The organism is Sphaerisporangium sp. NPDC049002 (assembly GCF_040649355.1).
Taxonomy (GTDB): Bacteria; Actinomycetota; Actinomycetes; order Streptosporangiales; family Streptosporangiaceae; genus Sphaerisporangium.
This window is the reverse complement of record NZ_JBEZFH010000026.1, coordinates 33,493-50,672: the sequence shown is the minus strand read 5'-3', so window position 1 is coordinate 50,672 and position 17,180 is coordinate 33,493. Positions and strand designations below refer to the sequence as shown.

At 69.7% G+C, this 17,180-nt stretch carries 18 protein-coding genes; 12 read left to right on the top strand and 6 right to left on the bottom strand.

Annotated elements, in window-relative coordinates; translation table 11 throughout:
* The 5 genes from AB0B89_RS08680 to AB0B89_RS08660 form a co-directional block, all read left to right on the top strand.
* On the top strand, positions 1–564 hold a 564-nt coding region (locus tag AB0B89_RS08680), incomplete at its 5' end, for a DUF5753 domain-containing protein (protein ID WP_358550075.1).
* Entirely contained in the window at positions 555–761 is a 207-nt protein-coding gene (locus AB0B89_RS08675; protein ID WP_358550073.1) for a DUF397 domain-containing protein, read from the top strand. The genes AB0B89_RS08680 and AB0B89_RS08675, both read left to right, overlap by 10 nt.
* A 337-nt stretch (positions 762–1,098) precedes the next feature.
* Positions 1,099–1,650 carry a hypothetical protein gene (locus tag AB0B89_RS08670; protein ID WP_358550071.1) on the top strand — a complete coding sequence of 184 codons (552 nt, stop codon included), beginning with the start codon at positions 1,099–1,101 and terminating at the stop codon, positions 1,648–1,650.
* A gap of 231 nt (positions 1,651–1,881) precedes the next feature.
* Positions 1,882–2,763: a DMT family transporter gene (locus tag AB0B89_RS08665; protein ID WP_358550069.1), complete on the top strand. Its 882-nt coding sequence runs from the start codon at positions 1,882–1,884 to the stop codon at positions 2,761–2,763.
* Positions 2,760–3,626, top strand: a complete 867-nt coding sequence (locus AB0B89_RS08660) for a DMT family transporter (protein ID WP_358550067.1) — start codon at positions 2,760–2,762, stop codon at positions 3,624–3,626. Before AB0B89_RS08665 ends, AB0B89_RS08660 begins: the two co-directional genes overlap by 4 nt.
* Here AB0B89_RS08660 and AB0B89_RS08655 read toward each other — a convergent pair.
* A complete protein-coding gene (locus AB0B89_RS08655) occupies positions 3,550–4,692 on the bottom strand; it encodes a glycosyltransferase (protein WP_358550065.1) in 1,143 nt (380 codons plus the stop codon). The two genes, AB0B89_RS08660 and AB0B89_RS08655, sit on opposite strands and share 77 nt — an antisense overlap.
* A 23-nt stretch (positions 4,693–4,715) precedes the next feature.
* Between AB0B89_RS08655 and AB0B89_RS08650 the strand changes: the two genes are divergently transcribed.
* From AB0B89_RS08650 to hpnH, 7 genes are all read left to right on the top strand, one after another.
* The gene (locus tag AB0B89_RS08650) at positions 4,716–5,489 is read left to right on the top strand and encodes a polysaccharide deacetylase family protein (protein WP_358550063.1); all 774 of its coding nucleotides are present in this window, start codon (positions 4,716–4,718) and stop codon (positions 5,487–5,489) included.
* 200 nt (positions 5,490–5,689) lie between these two features.
* On the top strand, positions 5,690–6,541 hold the full coding sequence (gene hpnC / locus AB0B89_RS08645; protein ID WP_358550061.1) for a squalene synthase HpnC: 852 nt from the start codon (positions 5,690–5,692) through the stop codon (positions 6,539–6,541).
* Positions 6,538–7,395 carry a presqualene diphosphate synthase HpnD gene (hpnD, locus tag AB0B89_RS08640; protein ID WP_358550059.1) on the top strand — a complete coding sequence of 286 codons (858 nt, stop codon included), beginning with the start codon at positions 6,538–6,540 and terminating at the stop codon, positions 7,393–7,395. Before hpnC ends, hpnD begins: the two co-directional genes overlap by 4 nt.
* Entirely contained in the window at positions 7,344–8,774 is a 1,431-nt protein-coding gene (hpnE, locus tag AB0B89_RS08635) for a hydroxysqualene dehydroxylase HpnE (protein ID WP_358550057.1), read from the top strand. The genes hpnD and hpnE overlap by 52 nt, the downstream gene beginning before the upstream one ends.
* The gene (gene shc / locus AB0B89_RS08630; protein WP_358550056.1) at positions 8,771–10,672 is read left to right on the top strand and encodes a squalene--hopene cyclase; all 1,902 of its coding nucleotides are present in this window, start codon (positions 8,771–8,773) and stop codon (positions 10,670–10,672) included. Before hpnE ends, shc begins: the two co-directional genes overlap by 4 nt.
* The gene (locus AB0B89_RS08625; protein WP_358550054.1) at positions 10,669–11,295 is read left to right on the top strand and encodes a hypothetical protein; all 627 of its coding nucleotides are present in this window, start codon (positions 10,669–10,671) and stop codon (positions 11,293–11,295) included. Before shc ends, AB0B89_RS08625 begins: the two co-directional genes overlap by 4 nt.
* Positions 11,292–12,296: an adenosyl-hopene transferase HpnH gene (gene hpnH / locus AB0B89_RS08620; RefSeq protein WP_358550052.1), complete on the top strand. Its 1,005-nt coding sequence runs from the start codon at positions 11,292–11,294 to the stop codon at positions 12,294–12,296. The genes AB0B89_RS08625 and hpnH overlap by 4 nt, the downstream gene beginning before the upstream one ends.
* Positions 12,297–12,320: 24 nt before the next feature.
* Here the strand turns inward: hpnH and AB0B89_RS08615 are convergent, their stop codons facing one another.
* The 5 genes from AB0B89_RS08615 to AB0B89_RS08595 all read right to left on the bottom strand — a co-directional run bounded on the left by AB0B89_RS08615 (position 12,321) and on the right by AB0B89_RS08595 (position 16,811).
* Entirely contained in the window at positions 12,321–13,058 is a 738-nt protein-coding gene (locus AB0B89_RS08615) for an SDR family NAD(P)-dependent oxidoreductase (RefSeq protein ID WP_358550050.1), read from the bottom strand.
* Positions 13,059–13,319: 261 nt separating this feature from the next.
* On the bottom strand, positions 13,320–14,300 hold the full coding sequence (locus tag AB0B89_RS08610) for a glycoside hydrolase family 11 protein (protein ID WP_358550048.1): 981 nt from the start codon (positions 14,298–14,300) through the stop codon (positions 13,320–13,322).
* Between the two features lie 479 nt (positions 14,301–14,779).
* Positions 14,780–15,262 carry a GNAT family N-acetyltransferase gene (locus tag AB0B89_RS08605; protein ID WP_358550046.1) on the bottom strand — a complete coding sequence of 161 codons (483 nt, stop codon included), beginning with the start codon at positions 15,260–15,262 and terminating at the stop codon, positions 14,780–14,782.
* 246 nt (positions 15,263–15,508) lie between these two features.
* Positions 15,509–16,141 carry a hypothetical protein gene (locus AB0B89_RS08600; RefSeq protein WP_358550044.1) on the bottom strand — a complete coding sequence of 211 codons (633 nt, stop codon included), beginning with the start codon at positions 16,139–16,141 and terminating at the stop codon, positions 15,509–15,511.
* 13 nt (positions 16,142–16,154) lie between these two features.
* A complete protein-coding gene (locus tag AB0B89_RS08595) occupies positions 16,155–16,811 on the bottom strand; it encodes a hypothetical protein (RefSeq protein ID WP_358550042.1) in 657 nt (218 codons plus the stop codon).
* Positions 16,812–17,180 lie beyond the last annotated feature (369 nt).

Sequence of the window (17,180 nt, the reverse complement as noted above, 5' to 3'; positions counted from 1 at the left end):
CCGATCTGGTTCAGAGGCTGGGCCGAGGAGATCGAACCCCACGCCCTCGTCCTCCGCTCCTGGGACCCCTTGCTGATCCCCGGCCTCCTCCAAACCGAGTCCTACGCCAGGCACATATTCATCCAGGAGCCTCAGATCACTCCAGAGCAGATACGGGAGCGGACCGAGGCCCGCATGCTTCGCCGGGGAGTTCTCGACAGAGAAAACCCTCCCTTGGTCCTGGTGCTCATTGACGCAGGGGTGCTCCGTCGCAGGGTCGGCGGACCTGAGGTAATGCGAGATCAGCTCGACTATCTACTTGAGGCGGCCCAGCGACCTACCGTCTCCATACAACTCGTCGATCCCGAATGTCTCCCAGGCATGGCGGGGCCTTTCATGATCGCCGAGCAACCTGACAACCAGCCGGACACCATTCACGCCGATTCGCCCGTGCAGGGCCAGATCACGACCAACCATGAATTCGTGATCTCCATCCGAAAGCGATATGAAGCGATACGACTGTGGGCTTATCCTGAGCGTGTCTCTCTCAAAATGATCGAGGAAGTGAAACGGGAATGGACCTGAGCACTGCCGTGTGGCGGAAGTCATCGCGCTCTTCAGGGAACGGCGGTCAGTGCGTTGAGATCGCCGCCAACCTGCCCGGGGTGGTCGCGGTCCGCGACAGTAAGAACTCCGACGGCCCTCCGTTGATCTTCGCTTCCGCCGAGTGGCGATCCTTCATCGGCGGCCTCAAGACGGGTGGCCTCCGCCACCTGGCATGACCGACCGACCTTGATCACAGCGACCTCGGCCGCTCGTACGCGGGCCGCATTTGGGCCCTAGTCAAGGCTCAGGGGCCGGTAGATGATGTCGGCGCCGGCCCATTTCCACGAATTCGCGGACGGACCCCGTTCGCAGAGCTCCGGACGTTCTCGATCGTGCACGCCGACGCCCGGTAGATGGGCCTGTCGCCATACGGCTTCCGCGTCAAATCAGCACTGGGAGGGCAACATGGACATACCGAGGGACGGTTCGGCGAAGCGGAACCGATTAGGGGCGGGGCGCAGGTGGCGCACCCGGATCGGTCGCATCACCTCGATCGCGATCCTGCTCTCCGGGTTGTTCACGGTGGTCGCTCCGACCACGGCCAACGCCGGCGCGATCGTGCCCTGCCCCACCGGAATAACCGAATGGAAGCTCATCTTCGTCTACAAGTCAATGAAAATCTGGGAAGGACATCGGTACACGACGCTGTCCGTCACTCCGCAGTTTTTCGTCAGCGACGGGCAGCAACTTGACAACGGCACCGACCTGCCCGTCAGTTACACGATCTCGTCATCGAGGTCCCAGACCTACAGCGTCTCGGCCACGACCGGGGTCAGCGCGAACGCGGGCGCCTATCTCACCGCCAACGTCAGCTCCAGCATCGTGATGAGCCGCACGACCTCCATCGGAGTGAGCCTGACGGTGAACGTGCCGCCGAGAACCCGGTTGATCGCCGAATATGGCGTGGACGGATACAACGTGAACTACGCCATCGAGGCGTGGCGGGTGATGTCCGCCCGCAGCGGCACACCCGTGGTCGGCGATCAATGCGAGGAGTGGGGTTACTACCCGCAGAGCACCATCGCGCCGACCCACCTCGAAGGGTGGCGGCTGAGGACCGTGTGACCCCAGCTCGGGAGGCGGTGTGTGGCGTTCCCCCAGGGGTGCCGGCACCGGTTTCATGCCGCCAGTGGACCTCACCGCAGGGTCAGAGGGAAACGCCACCGGTGCGGCCTTTGGACCGGCTGTATGCGGCCGGGATAGGCTGGCCGGTGGTTCTGATGCAGAACGACCTGGTGGAGAGGGGGCGCCAGCAGCCCCGCACCGAGCACGAGCCCCTTGGCCAAGGACAGTTCAGTGATCATCGCGGTATCCCTGGGCGCGGCGTGCCTTCTCGGTCTGGGCTACGTCGCCCAGCAGCACGCGGCGTACCGCGAGCCGCTTGGGGAGATGCTGCGCCCGCGCCTGCTGCTGGATCTCATCCGCACGCCTCTGTGGCTGGCCGGGATCGGCCTGATGCTGTGCGGTCAGATCCTCGGCGCGGTCGCGCTGCGGGCAGAGGGGCTGGCACAGGTGGAGCCCCTTCTCGCGACGAACCTGCTGTTCGCCTTGACCGCCGCGCACGTGATCTACCAGGAACGTTTCGGTCTCATGGAATGTCTGGGCGCGGTGCTGGTGAGCGGAGGAGTGGCGCTCTTCCTGTTCTCCGGGCAACCGTACGGAGGGCATCTGCCTCATCCGGGTTCCATGCGGTGGCTCGCGGTGCTTCTGGCGGTCGTGGTCGCCGCCGGGTTCGTCCTGGTAGGACTCCGGCTTTCTCTCCCTAGCAAGGCGATGTCGCTGGCGTCCGCCGCCGGAGTTCTGTACGGAGTTCAGGATGTGCTCACCCGCAGTTCACTGCTCACGATGCGCGAGGGACTGCATGCCGTCGTCGCGACCTGGCAACCGTACGTCCTGCCCTGTGTCGCCGTGGTGGGGCTGTTCCTCAACCAGAGCGCGTTCGACGCCGCACCGCTTCGGATCTCGCTGCCTGCCACCACCGCCGCGGAACCGATCACCGGGATCGCGCTGGGCGTCGCGATCTTCTCCGAGCACCTGCGGGTCACCCCGGGGGCGCTCGCGGCGGAGGCGGCCGGGCTGGTCGCGATGGTGACGGGCATCGTCATCCTGGGGAGGTCCCCGTTCTTGGCCAAGCCGGAGTGGGAGGTCGTGCGGCACCCGGACGGGGATGGCACGTGATCGCCGTGGTACTGGCGTTGCTCGCCGCGGCGAGCAACGCCGTCGCCTCGGTGCTGCAACGTCGTGCGGCACGGTCGGTGCCTGTGCGGCCGGGGTTCCGGCGCGCGCTCATCCTGACTCTGGTCCGCCGTCCGGTATGGCTCGGCGGGATCGCGGCGCTGATCGGAGGATTCCTCTTCCAGGCCGCGGCCCTGTCGGCGGGGGGGCTGGTGCTGGTCCAGCCCGTTCTCGTCAGCGAACTGCCGTTCACCATGGTTCTGCTGTCATTTGTGTTCCATGTGAAGCTCGGCCGGCGATCATGGCTGGCGGTGGCCGCGATGAGCGCCGGGCTCGCGGTGTTCCTCGCCGGCGCCGCGCCTGGGCCGGGACGCCATGTTCCCAGCTCGGCGGAGTGGGTGATGGCCGCGATCGCGACCATCGGCACCGTCATCGGACTCGTGATCGTCGGACAGGCTCTCACCGGTGCCGCCCGTGCGGCCGCGCTGGGAGTCGCCACCGGTGTCGGCTTCGCCTTCACCGCCACCTTCATCAAGCGGAGCACTACCATCTTGCGCGAGGATCCGGCGGCCCTGGCGACCTCCTGGGAGCTCTATGCCATGGTCGCCATGGGCCTGTTCAGCCTGTTCCTGCTCCAGAACGCCCTTCAGAGCGGATCTCTGGTGGCCGCGCAGCCGGCGCTGACCATCAGCGATCCGGTCGCCAGCATCCTCTACGGGACCACGATGTTCGGAGAGCACGTCCGGACGGGCCCGTGGGTCCTCCCCGAGGCGACGGGCATCGGTCTGATCATCTATGGCAGCTTCCTGCTCGCCCAGTCGCCGGCCCTGCGGACGCGGGTGGAAGGTCAGCAGGAGCGGACATGAGAGCGGCCACGGCCGGCGTCGAGGTGAACAGAGCCGACGCCCGGGCGATCTGGAGATCGCGTTGCCGTTCGTCCCGCAGCCGGTCCAGGGCGTCGAGCAGAGCCGCGGCGTCGGGGGCGTGGACGCTGAACCCCGCCCGTGCCATCGCCAGCGCGCCGTCGCGACCGTGACCCGGGATGGGCCGGTAGGAGACGACGGGCAGCCCCGCCGCGAAGGCCTCCACGCAGGTCAGCCCCGCGGCGTTGTCGACCAGCGCGTGAGCGGCCGACATGAGCTCCGGCACGTCGTCCCGCCAGCCGAGCGCCAGCACCGTCCCGCCACAGCCCAGACGGTTCCGGAGCCGGGCATTGTGCCCGCACAGGACGACCGGCCTGTAGCGGCCGGAGCTCGCCAGGACGCGCGCGGTCTCCCTCACGGCACCCGCTCCCCACGAACCCGCGGACACCAGGACCAGCAGGTCACCGGGGTCGGCGCCGATCCTGGCCCGTGTTCTCGCGCACTCGGCGGCACGTGGCCGGAACCTCGGTCGTACGACGGGGGCCGTGCACAGGGCCGGCCGTCCGGTCATGGCGGTGATGTGCCCGGTCATGGCGGGGTTCGGGCAGAGGTAGCGATCATTGCCTGGATGCAGCCACAGCCGGTGCACGGCGAAGTCGGTCACCAGCACCGTGCTCCGCGCCCGGATTCGGCCACGCCGTCTGAGCCACCCGGTCACCTGGGCGGCCAGGTGGAAGGTCGAGACGACCTCGTCGGGCCGGTGGCGGCCGGCCAGGCGGGCAAGGGGAGCCGCCGCCAGGAGCGTCAGCGGCGATGTCGACGGCGCCCGTTTGGCGACGAAGAAGAGCTGGTAGGTGGCCTCATAGAGCCACGGCGCGTGCCTGATCACCCAGTGGTACCCCGAGCGCAGCATCGGGCCGAGCCGGAGCGGGAGCAACTGGAGGACATCGATGATCTCGGCCTCGGCACCGTCGGCGACCAGCCGCCGGGCCAGCTCGGCGGCGACCCCGTCATGGCCGGCGCCCATGCCCGCGCTCAGGATCAGCACGCGCCGGCCCGCCGTCACCATCGGTCTCCGTCGGGCCTGAGACGATGCGACCCGCCGCGCTGCCGACGGCCCTGGTGGGGCTGGCACTGCTGCACGCCGCCCCGGCGGGGACCTGGCTGCCCGCCGTACGGCGCCGGCTGCCCGGTCTGGCGGGCGTGGGAAGCGCCGATCACGTGGCGCTGACCTTCGACGACGGACCCGACCCCCGTTCCACCCCGCGCTTCCTCGACGAGCTCGAACGGCTCGGGTGCCAGGCCACGTTCTTCGTTCTCGGTGAGATGCTCGAACGCCACCCCGAGCTTGGGCATCGCATCGTCGCGGACGGGCACGAGATGGCCGTGCACGGCTGGCGGCACGTCAACGCCCTGGTGATGTGCCCGGGCCGTGTCACCAGCGAGATCGGCCGGGCGTCCGCCCTCGTGCTCGCGGTCACCGGCGCGCACCCGGCGTGGTACCGGCCGCCGTACGGCGTGCTGAGCGCCGAGACGCTGGTCGCCGCCCCCGCGCGAGGACTGCGCCCGGTGCTGTGGACCGCGTGGGGCAAGGACTGGACCGCCACCGCGAGCCCGGCGTCGGTGCTTGCGGCCGTGGCACCCGGGCTGCGCGGCGGCGCGACCCTGCTGCTCCACGACTCCGACCACACCTCGGCCCCCGGCTCCTGGCGATCGGGGCTCGGCGCCCTGCCCGCGCTGGTGGACCGCTGCCGTTCCATGGGACTGCGCGTCGGGCCGTTGCGTGACCATGGCGTCACAGGGACGGCCGCCAGGGGTCGTGACCCGGGAACGCTGCGACAGGCCGGCCACGGCGGTCCTCCTTGATACGGCTCGAAATCACCATCTCCGCCGGCCCGTGCCGTCAAACCGCCATTCGGCCTCATGGACACGAAAACGTGGGCCGGTCATCGCGGGTGGCGTAGAAGGCTCCGGACGGTATAAATTCCCCGCCAACGCGGGGCAATGAATGCCGTCGGGCGGCGCTTTTCTTGTTTGCGACATGGGCCGATGGAAATCGCATAGAAATGTCATCGCGGCAGGATTGCGGGAAAGACGTCGAATCGAAGGCCGGCCGCGAGAACTTCCCGGTGGCCCTACGGGTGCTGCCGCGCCGGCACCGCGAGCACCTTTGGGCGGCGTACGGGTTCGCGCGATTCGTGGACGACATCGGCGACGAGGCCGAGCCCGAAGACCGGCCGCGGCTGCTCGACGCCGTCGAATCCGATCTGCTTCGCCTGTACGCCGGGGCGGCTCCGCGCCTGCCTGCCGTCGGGGCGCTCGCGCGGGCCGTCGAGGCGTGCGCGATCCCGGCCGAGCCGTTCCACCGGCTGGTGGAGGCCAACCGGCGCGACCAGACGGTCACCCGTTACGACACCTTCGACGACCTGCTCGGCTACTGCGAGCTCTCGGCGAACCCCGTGGGGCACATCGTGCTGCACGTCTTCGGCATGGCGGTTCCAAAGCGGCTCGTGCTGTCGGACCGGGTGTGCTCCGCGTTGCAGGTCATCGAGCACTGCCAGGACGTCGGTGAGGACTATCGGCGGGGCCGTGTCTACCTACCGGGGAAGGACCTGCGCGGATTCGGCTGCGAGGAGGGCGACCTGGCCGGTCGCGTCACCTCGGCGGGGCTGCGCCGCGTGGTGGCCCTGCAGGTCTCGCGAGCCGCACGGCTGCTGGACGACGGCCGTCCGCTCGTCGCCTCGCTGACCGGGTACGCCCGCATGGCGGTCGCGGGCTACATCGCGGGAGGCCACGCCACCGTGACCGCGCTGGAGCGGTCCGCTCATGACGTGCTCGGACGCACCGTCCGCCCCCGTCGTGGCCGATGGCTGGCCGCCTGGCTCCAGGTTCTCACCGCGAGGCAGGTGACTCGGTGACCGCCTCCCACGCGTACAGGCGCTGCGAGCAGATCGTCCGCGTGCGGGCGCGCAACTTCTCCTACGGCATCCGGCTGCTGCCCGCCCCCAAGCGCCGGGCGCTCAGCGCCGTGTACGCCTTCGCCCGCCGGATCGACGACATCGGCGACATGGACGGGCCCGCCGAACAGCGGCTGGCCCGCCTGTCCGCCGCGCGTGCCGCGCTTCGCGAGGCACGTCCCGGTCACGACGATCTCGTCATGGTCGCCCTCGACGACGCGGCGCGGCGCTATCCGATCCCGCTCCTGGCGTTCGAGGAGCTGATCGACGGGTGCGTCGCGGACGTGCGCGGTGCGACGTACGAGAGCTTCGGCGACCTGCTGGACTACTGCCGGTGCGTCGCCGGATCGGTCGGGCGTCTTTCACTCGGCGTCTTCGGAGCCCGGGACCCTAGGACCGCGGCGCCGCTGGCCGACGCCCTGGGAGTGGCGCTACAGATCACGAACATCCTTCGCGACGTGCGCGAGGACCGGCTGGCCGGACGCGTCTACCTGCCGTCGGAGGACCTGGAACGGTTCGGATGCACATTGGACGTCGACTCCCGCGGCAGGTTCACCGATCCACCGCACCGTCTCGTCAGGCTCGTCCGGTTCGAGGCCGACCGGGCGCGCGACTGGTACGAGCGGGGGGCAGAGCTGCTGCCCATGCTCGACCGGCGCAGCGCGGCGTGCACCGCGGCGATGGCCGGCATCTACCGGTCCCTGCTCGACCGCGTCGCCGCCCATCCCATCCAGGCGCTCAGCGTCAGATCGTCGCTGCCCGCGTGGGAGAAGGCCATGGTGGCGGCGCGCGCGCTGGTGGGAGCCGGCAACTGAGCGGCTCCCCGGCGGCGCCGGTCGCGATCGTGGGCGGCGGGCTCGCGGGCATCGCCGCCGCCGTCGCCCTTGGAGAGGCCGGGTACGCCACGACGCTGTACGAGGCTCGCCCCCGGCTGGGCGGCGCGACCTACTCGTTCGAGCGCGACGGGCTGGTCGTGGACAACGGCCAGCATGTCTTCCTGCGATGCTGCACGGCTTACCGGGGTCTGCTCGACAGGATCGGCGGCGCCGGACGGGTGTGCCTCCAGGACCGGTTCGACCTGCGGGTCCTCACCCCGGCGGGACGGTCGGGGCGTCTGCGCCGGTCCGCGTTGCCCGGGCCGTTCCACCTGATGCCCGCTCTCGCGACCTACTCCCTGCTTCGACCGGCCGATCGGCTACGCGCGGTCCGCGGCTCCCTCGCGCTGGCCAGGCTGGACCCCGGCGACCCCGAGCTCGACCGGACCGATCTCGGGAGCTGGCTGGCCGCACACGGGCAACGTGACTCCGCCCGGCGGGCCCTGTGGGAGCTGTTCGCGGTGGCGGCCCTCAACGTCGGCGTCGACGAGGCGGCCCTCGGACCGGCGGTGAAGGTGTTCAGAACCGCCCTGCTCGGCCGGGCCGACGCCGGCGACATCGGCATTCCCGCCATGCCTCTGGGCGACCTGCACGGGACCGCCGCCCAGGCCGCCATCCGGCGATGTGGCGGTGAGGTGCGTTTGTCGGCGAAGGTCACCGCCATCGAGCCGGGCCCGGCGGTCGTCGTGGACGGCATCCGGATCGCGGCCTCCGCCGTCATCCTGGCGACACCCCACGAGCGGGCCGCCAGGCTCGTCCCCCGGGACGCCGCGCCCGACCGGGACCGCTGGAGCGGCCTGGATGCGAGCCCGATCGTCAACGTGCACGCCGTGTACGACCGGCCGGTCACCGATGTGCCGTTCGCGGCCGTCGTGGACTCGCCCGTGCAGTGGGTCTTCGACAAGACCGCCGTCGCGGGGCTGGGCCGGGGCCAGTACCTCGCCGTCTCGGTGTCGGCGGCGGGCCGATGGATCGACATGCCGGTCGAGAAGATCCGGGCCGAGTTCGTCCCCGAACTCCGGCGGCTGTTTCCCTCCCGGGCACGGCTCACCGACTTCTTCGTCACCAGGGAGCGTCGCGCCACCTTCCGCCAGGGCCCCGGAAGCGGCGCGCTTCGCCCCGCGGCGGCCACCCGGTGGCCCTGCCTGTACCTCGCCGGCGCGTGGACCGACACGGGCTGGCCCGACACCATGGAGGGAGCCGTGCGCAGCGGACTCCACGCGGCCCGCCTGGCCGGGCGGCACCTGCGGCAGGAGGCCGCGCGGACGACCGAGCCGGCGCCGGCCGCGCCGGAGGCCATGCCGGGACGGCTGACATGACCACGCTCGACGCCTCCAGGCCCAAGACGGCGTCCGGCGCCGATCTGGCCCTCGGCGCGGCGTGTGACCACCTGATCGGCCTGCGCTCTCCGCAGGGATGGTGGAAGGGAGAACTGCAGACGAACGTGACGATGGACGCCGAGGACCTGCTCCTGCGCGAGTTCCTCGGCATCCGGGGCCGGCAGGACACCGCCGAGGCGGCCCGCTGGATCCGATCCGAGCAACGCGCGGACGGGACCTGGGCCAACTTCCACGGCGGCCCACCGGACCTGTCCACCACCGTCGAGGCCTATGCCGCGCTGCGGCTCGCCGGCGACCCGGCCGATGCCCCTCACATGCGCGCCGCCACCGCGTTCGTCCGGCAGGCCGGCGGCCTTGAGGCGGCACGGGTGTTCACCCGGATCTGGCTGGCCATGTTCGGTCAGTGGCCGTGGGAGGAACTGCCCGTCCTTCCCCCGGAGATGATGTTCCTGCCGTCGTGGTTCCCGCTCAACGTCTACGACTGGGCCTGCTGGGCGCGCCAGACGATCGTCCCTCTCACCGTGGTCAGCGCCCACCGGCCCGTGCGCCCGCTCCCGTTCGACCTCACCGAGTTGCGCACCGGACGCACCGTACGGCCGGGTGCGGGCCTGGGGTGGGACGGAACGTTCCGCGCCCTGGACCGGCTACTGCACCGCTACGAGCGCGACCCGGTGAAAGGCCCGCGAGACGCGGCGCTCAGGCGCGCCGCCGAGTGGATCGTGGCGCGGCAGGAGGCCGACGGCTCCTGGGGCGGCATCCAGCCGCCCTGGGTCTACTCCCTGATAGCGCTCAACCTGTCCGGGTACCACATCGACCATCCCGTCATGCGCAGGGGAATCCAGGGGCTGGACCGGTTCACGATCCGGGACGACAGAGGCCGCAGGCTGGAGGCCTGCCAGTCACCGGTGTGGGACACCGCGCTGGCGGTCAACGCGCTTCTCGACGCGGGCGTCGCCCCCGATCACCCGGCCGTCGCCGAGGCCGCCGACTGGCTGCTCGGCCAGGAGGTCAGGGGGCCGGGCGACTGGGCCGTGCGGCGGCCCTCGCCGCCGCCGGGTGGCTGGGCGTTCGAGTTCGACAACGACGGGTACCCCGACACCGACGACACGGCCGAGGTGATCCTCGCGCTTCGCCGGACGCACCGCCCCGGCGCGCGGCCGGCGATCGACCGCGCTGTTCGCTGGATGACCGCGATGGCCTCGCGCGACGGCGGTTTCGCCGCCTTCGACGCCGACAACACCCGCGCACTGTGCGCCAAGCTGCCGTTCTGCGACTTCGGCGCGGTCATCGACCCGCCGTCGGCCGACGTCACCGCCCATGTCGTCGAGGCGCTCGCCCACGAACGACCGGCCGGATCGAAGACTCTGCGGCGCGCCGTCGTCTGGCTGCTCAAGGCGCAGGAGGCCGACGGCTCCTGGTTCGGCCGCTGGGGCGCCAACCATGTCTACGGCACAGGGGCGGTGGTTCCCGCCCTGGTCGCGGCCGGTGTACGACCGGAGGCGGCCTGCGTACGGCGGGCCGTCGCCTGGCTGCGCGATCACCAGAACGACGACGGCGGCTGGGGCGAGGACCTGCGTTCCTACACCGACCCCGCCTGGATCGGACGCGGGGAGTCCACGCCGTCGCAAACCGCATGGGCACTGCTGGCCCTGCTCGCGGCCGGCGACCGTTCGGCCGCCGTGGACAGGGGCGTCGGGTGGCTGGTGGAGCACCAGCGCCCGGATGGCACCTGGGACGAGCCCTATTACACCGGAACCGGATTTCCCGGCGACTTCTACATCAACTACCACCTCTATCGCCTCGTCTTCCCGATCAGCGCCCTCGGCCGGTACGTGCGTGCCGGCGGCGCGGTCGGGACATCGCAGGTGCCGTCGTGACCGGCCTGCTGATCTGCACCGCGCTGGGAATCGAGGCGCGGGCCGTCCGGCGCGGCCTCGCCGCGTCCAAGGGGGTCCAGGTGATCCGTACCGGCCCCGGGGTGCGCCTGGCCGCCCGCGCGGCGGCCGATCTGCCGGGGTACGGCGTCCTGGCCGTGGTGGGATTCGGAGGCGCGATCGACCCGAGTCTGCGCCCGGGGGACGTGCTGGTGGCGAGCGAGGTGCGCTTCGGGGACCGCGTGTTCGCCTGCGCGTCGGCGCCGCCACTGGCCGAGGAACTGGCGCGCGCCGGCCTGCCCGCTCGAACCGGGCGGCTGCTGACCTGCGACCACGTGGTCGCCGGGGCCGAGCGCGCCCACCTCGCCGCCGGTGGGGCGCATGCGGTGGACATGGAGACCGGGCCGCTGGCGGCCGCCTGTGCCGGTCGCCCGCTGGCGGCGGTGCGCGTCATCGTCGACACTCCCGGCGCGCCGCTGCTGAGCCTGGCCACCCTACGTGGCGGTGCTCTGGCCCATCGCGCGCTGCGACGCATCGGCCCGGTCCTCACGCGCTGGGCCGCAGGCATAGATCCCCGGATGGTGCGGGAGATCCGGTTCTCGGACGGGAAGGAAGTGCGGTCATGACGATTCCGGTTCGCCAGAGCCTGCGCGTCGGCGGCTACGTCCTCTACCAGAGGCTACGGCGACGGGCGAAGTTCCCACTGCTGGTCGAGCTCGAACCGCTGTTCGCCTGCAACCTCAAGTGCGCCGGCTGCGGCAAGATCCAGCACCCCGCCGACGTCCTGAGGCAGCGCATGCCCGTGGACCAGGCCGTGGCCGCCATCGAGGAGAGCGGCGCCCCCATGGTGTCGATCGCGGGCGGCGAGCCACTCATGCACCCGCAGATCGCGGAGATCGTCCGGGAGCTCGTCGCCCGCAGGAAGTACGTCTACCTCTGCACCAACGCCTTGCTGATCCCCAAGAAGATCGACGAATTCACGCCGTCACGGTACTTCGCGTGGACGGTGCACATCGACGGGTTGCGCGAGCGCCATGACGCGTCCGTCTGCAAGGAAGGCGTGTTCGACGAGGCGGTCGCCGCCGTACGCGAATGCCGGCGGCGTGGCTTCCGCGTCACCACCAACACCACCTTCTTCAGCACCGACAGCCCGCAGACGGTCATCGACGTGCTCAACTACCTCAACGACGACCTGGCCGTGGACCAGATGATGATCTCTCCCGCGTATGCCTACGAGAAGGCCCCGGATCAGGAGCATTTCCTCGGGGTGCGAGAGATACGCGAGTTGTTCCGCCAGGCCTTCGCCGGTGGGAACCGCCGCAGGTGGCGGTTCAACCACTCGCCCCTCTTCCTCGACTTCCTCGAAGGACGAACCGACTTCCCGTGCACGGCCTGGGCGATCCCGTCGTACTCGATGTTCGGATGGCAACGGCCGTGCTACCTGATGGCCGACGGATACGCCCGGACGTACAAGGAACTGGTCGAGGAGACCCAGTGGGACTCCTATGGTCGCGGGCGCGATCCACGGTGCGCCAACTGCATGGCGCACTGCGGATACGAGCCCACCGCCATCTTCGCCACTCTCGGCTCCCTCAAACAGTCCTTACGAGCGATACGCGACGGCTGACCCTCGCCGAAGGCGGCAGCCGCCTCATCCGAAACGCCGGACGAGGCGGCGGAAGGGCCCCGGCGCGGCACCCCGCAGCCGGGCCGGCACGCGCAGCCACCCCGGCACGTACGACTCGGCCCGCTCGTGCCGGATCGCGGCGACGATCGCGCGCGCCACTCGCTCCGGTGGGATGGGCGAGGGCCGGCGACGATCGTAGGGGGCGCCGCGCCGATCGAAGAAGGGCGTGTCCACCACACCCGGCAGCACCACCGACACGCCGATCCCGGGAGAGCCACGGAGCTCGTGGCGTAGCGCCTCGGCGAAGACGACAAGCCCCGCCTTGGTCGCCGAGTACACCGCCTCGTGCGACACCCCGACCATGCCGGCGATCGAGGCCACGAAGACGATGTGTCCCCGGCCCGACTCGACCATGCCGGGAACGAGCAGACGCGTGAGCCGGATCGGGGCCGTCAGATTGACTCCCACCAGCCGGTCGAGCGCGTCATGCGGCATCCGCGCGAACGGCCCGGCCCAGCCGACCCCGGCGTTGTTGATCAGTACATCCACGGGTCCCGCACGCTCGGCGAGCAGGTGGGCATCCGTCACCAGGTCGCATGCGACGGCGACTCCGCCGGTCTCGGCGGCGACACGCTCCAAGCGCGTCCGGTCACGTCCCGTCAGAACCAGCCGCGCACCGGTTCTGGCCACGGTCCGCGCGGTCGCCGCGCCCACTCCCGAAGAAGCACCCGTGATCAACACGGTCGCGCCGGAAAGTCTCATGAGGTTCCGAACCCCTTGACGTACGACCACTCTCTGCTTCCGAGGAAGACACCGGCCCCCACGGCAGCGGCGCTCACCCCGCACTCCCTCTGCCGGAAACAGCGCTCTTCATAGTCGGCTTACTTTCCACCTCCGTCGGTTCTCATGCCCAGGCCACATATCCCGCCCCGCGCCCACCCTCCCGCCATCAGGGCGGCGGTCCTGTGGCGCGGCGGCCATGGGCCGTCGCGCCACAGGTGCGGTGTTCCGGGTGTCCGGAGGTCAGCTCGCGCTGCAGGAGACCGTCGGCCAGGTCGAGTTGCCGTTCGTCTGGATCGTCACACCCCAGTTGTTGCCGTTGCCGTTGGGCTTGGCGGTCAGCACCTGGGCGCTGGGGTAGCTGGCGCTGATGTTCCAGGTAGCGATGATCTTCGCTGGGGACGGCACGTTCATCGTCACGGTCCAGTTGCTTCCGCCGGAGACCGAGACGTTGAGGTTGTACCGGTCGCTCCACTGCTGGCCGGCGGACAGCGACGCGGTGCAGCCACCACCACCGCCTCCGCCGCCACCACCGGAGGTGGATCCGTCCACGGTTATATTCGAATTCCCGCTGCTTTGATATCCCTCTGTGGCGAGGATCATGTAATCGTGGCTGCCCAGACTCATTCCATTACGGGCCCACGCGTCAAAGTGGTTGCCAGAGGTTATCGTGCCGCCGGTCTTCTTCGACTGCCGGACGCTCCAGTACTGATTGAAGGTTCTCGTGCCTTCGATGGAGGGCGCGTTGACTCGCGTCGTCTGGTAGATGTCGTACGTGCCGCCATCGCTGGTGACCGTGCCCTTGTACGTCCCCGTGGGCCGGTAGGTGCCCCAGTTGTCGACGATGTAGTACTCCACGAGTGGGTTTCTGGTCCACCCATAGAGGGTCAGGTAGGCGTTGCCTGACGGGTTGAAGCTGCCCGAGTAGTTCACGGTCCTGCGTCCGCCGGTGCTCCAGCCCTTTCCGGCGACGAAATTCCCGGTGTTGCGCCACGAGGTGCTGTAATTGCCGCCGGATCCCAGTTCCATGGAGACCGTGCCAGGGCTATCGGTCCAGAACGAGTAGAAATAGCCGTTGTTGGTGCCGGTCTGATTCGAGGTCACGGCCGCGTCGGCGATGCCGGGCACCATCGTGATGGCCGCGGCCAGCGCCACGGCGCAGGCACGGGCGAAGAGCAGCCTGGTGCGTCCGCGGCCCTTCGGGCGGGCGGGGGCGTCGTTCATGTGCGTTGCTTCCTCCTCGTGAAGGCCGGCCGGGGGGCCGGGCAGCGTGAGACAACCCGGCGAGGGCTGTCGGTAGCACAGGGTGACGACCGCCGCGCGTCGGCGTACAACGCGGCGGAGGGATGGCCGGTCGTCGTACGGTCGACGACCGGAGGACCAGGTCGCGGCGGGACCCGGATCGACAGTGGTCGAGGTCTGTCGATGGCGAAATTATGTGTCTGAGGTTGTCAAACTGTCAATAACTTTCGGAAACATATCGGAAACCTGATCTTGATCAGAACCCCCTTTCAGGGGCATTTATCCTGGTCAATTGATCTGCCTGGCTGATCGAGTTAGAGGCAGGCCGATGAAAGCCTCTGTCGCATGATCAGATCCCAGCGATCGCCACCGAAAGTTTCATTGAACTTTCGGCCTTCCGCGGGGTGCGAGGTGAGGCATGGGCGCCGGTCTCCCCCGCTGGACGTGAGCGGAACCGGCCTTCAGGGCTGGAGGGGCTTCGCGAAGCAGCGGCTGCGCACCTCGTAGCGGTAGTGACCGAACTTGGAGCAGGGTTCGTAGCCGTCGGAGGTGTAGAGCGCGATCGCCTCGGGCTGTTCGGTGCCGGTCTCCAGAACCATCCGCGTCCGTCCCGCCGCACGCGCGTCGTCCTCCAGAGCGGTCAGCATGCGACGCGCGAGACCGCGACGGCGCGCCTCCTCGACCACGAACATGCGCTTGATCTCGGCGTCGCCGTCCGAATAGCCCCACTCATCCGCCTCCTGGGCGCGCCAGCCGCCGGTGGCGAGCGGGGTGCCGTTCTCGTCGTACGCGATGAGGTAGAGGCCATGCGGCGGCTCGAACATGGCCGGCTCCAGCGGCGTCATGTCACCTTGACTCTGATACCGCTCGGCGTACTCACGCTGTACCACGTCGTTGAGCTTGACCGCGTCCGGATGACCGAAGGAAACACGGCGAAGTTCCATCTGGATACGTCCTTCTCTGCGACAGCGCCCTTCAGTGGTGACGACGCCCCGAGCTCACCCCGAGCTCGGCCGACGCGCGCGGCTAGCTGGGACGAACTGAGTTCCATCGTCGGCATGGCACTGTACCTGGACACCTGACAGAGCGCTCCGCCAACCGGCGGGCGACATCGGGCCCCGGGGCCCATGTCGGTTCCGTCCGGCGAACCAGTCGTGGCCCAGAACGGGGAGCGGCGCGATATCGATGGGCTAGTTCACTGTGATCAGCATTTTCGGGTGCTTCACAGCTCCGGGGTTCGCGTCGCACCAGAAGTGGAACGGGCCCAAGGACGACGTGTCAGGGAATCCCATCTTGAACGCGGGACCGTGCGGGACGATGACCGCGTCCGGCTTCGTCTTCCACACCGCGAACTCCATCGCCTCGCGATGGTGCAGAGCGCATACGGTGCCGGACGCGTTGCGGAACCACAGCACGGCGCCCCTGAAGACCGAGATGGAGCCTGGCGCGAAGTCCTGGCGCCCACCGTGGATCTTGATGGTGCAGTCAGGAGACCGGGTCCGCGACATGCACGGCTTGGCTGGAGGAGCCGGCGGAGAAGGCCGCGGCGTGCGGGCCGGCGCCGAGGCCGTGGACATGGGGCTCGGAGTCGGATGCGGCGACATCTGTGCCTCCAGTTCCCGGACACGGGCATCCAGCGACGCGACCTCCCGCCGGCTGCGGTCCAATTCGGCCTTCGAAGCGCTGGGCTCGGCACCCCTCGTCATCGAGTACACGCTGACGAGCAGGGCGAGCACGGAGACGACGCCGCTGACGACCGTCCAGAACGCCGCGGAGAAGTCGGCGAGGAAGAGCCGCCGGAACAGCGCGCCACGCCACTTCACCAATTCACCAACCTCAGTAGGTTCTGATGTCGACCACCAGCAGACCAGGTGCGTCGCCCAGCGCTCTGGAGCCGGAGAAGTCGGAGCCGCAGACCACACCCTCGACCACCACCGGCGGAGCCATCGTCACCCGCCGCGCCGGCACGCCGAGTGTGGGAACCGACAGCGCCGGATAGCTCGGGAAATCGATGACATAGCTGCCGCCGGGCGGCAACGGCGACGTCCCGTACCCCCGCGAAGGCGGGTAGTCGTCAGGCGGTGCGAAGAAGCCCGCCCTGACCACCGTCACCGGACAGCTCCTCGCCGACCTGTTCACGATCCTCAGCGAGGATCCCGCCGCCAGCTCCACATGGCCTGGCCGGAAGACAGGCAGGCCCGGGCCCCGCAGGGTGACCGACCGCACGATGGGGTCCTGCGGGCCCTCGGTGGCGGAGGGCGAAGGCGTGGGGGCGGCGGAGAGGTGAGGAGAGGGCGCGGACGCCCGCCCGGGCGCGGACGCCGAGGTCGGGGCGCCGCCGCCGAAGGCCTGCGCCGCCGCCAGCGCGAGTCCGATGGCCCCGGACATCCCCGCGACCACCACCGAGCCGTTGACCACCGGCTTCCTCTGGATCCACGACCGCACAGCCCCGAAGACGGCGATGGAGGGCTTGCCCCTAGACGTTCCCGTCACATTCGCCGCCTTCAGAGGTCGACACGCTCAGGAAGGGCCCCCGCCCCTGACCGCCCGCCGCGGCCACAGATCGATGGTACGGCCGCACCCCACCCGGCCGCGTCGTCGATCCGACAGAGCCGGGCCCCGGATCCGGCGGTGTCCAGAGATCGCTCAACCTGCCCGGTCAAACAGCCCGACGGGCCACCGAATGGCCTGGAGGAATACCGGACCACGATGACCTGCCCGGATAGATGGCCGGCCCCCATCGGTCTCTTGTTCGGCCAAGGGGATGTCAGCCCCGAATCCGGATTCGGAGTCGCGCGGCCTTGACTCCCGGGGTTTCTCTGCCTTGTAATGCCGAATCATGGATCACCGTCTGAAGGCGGT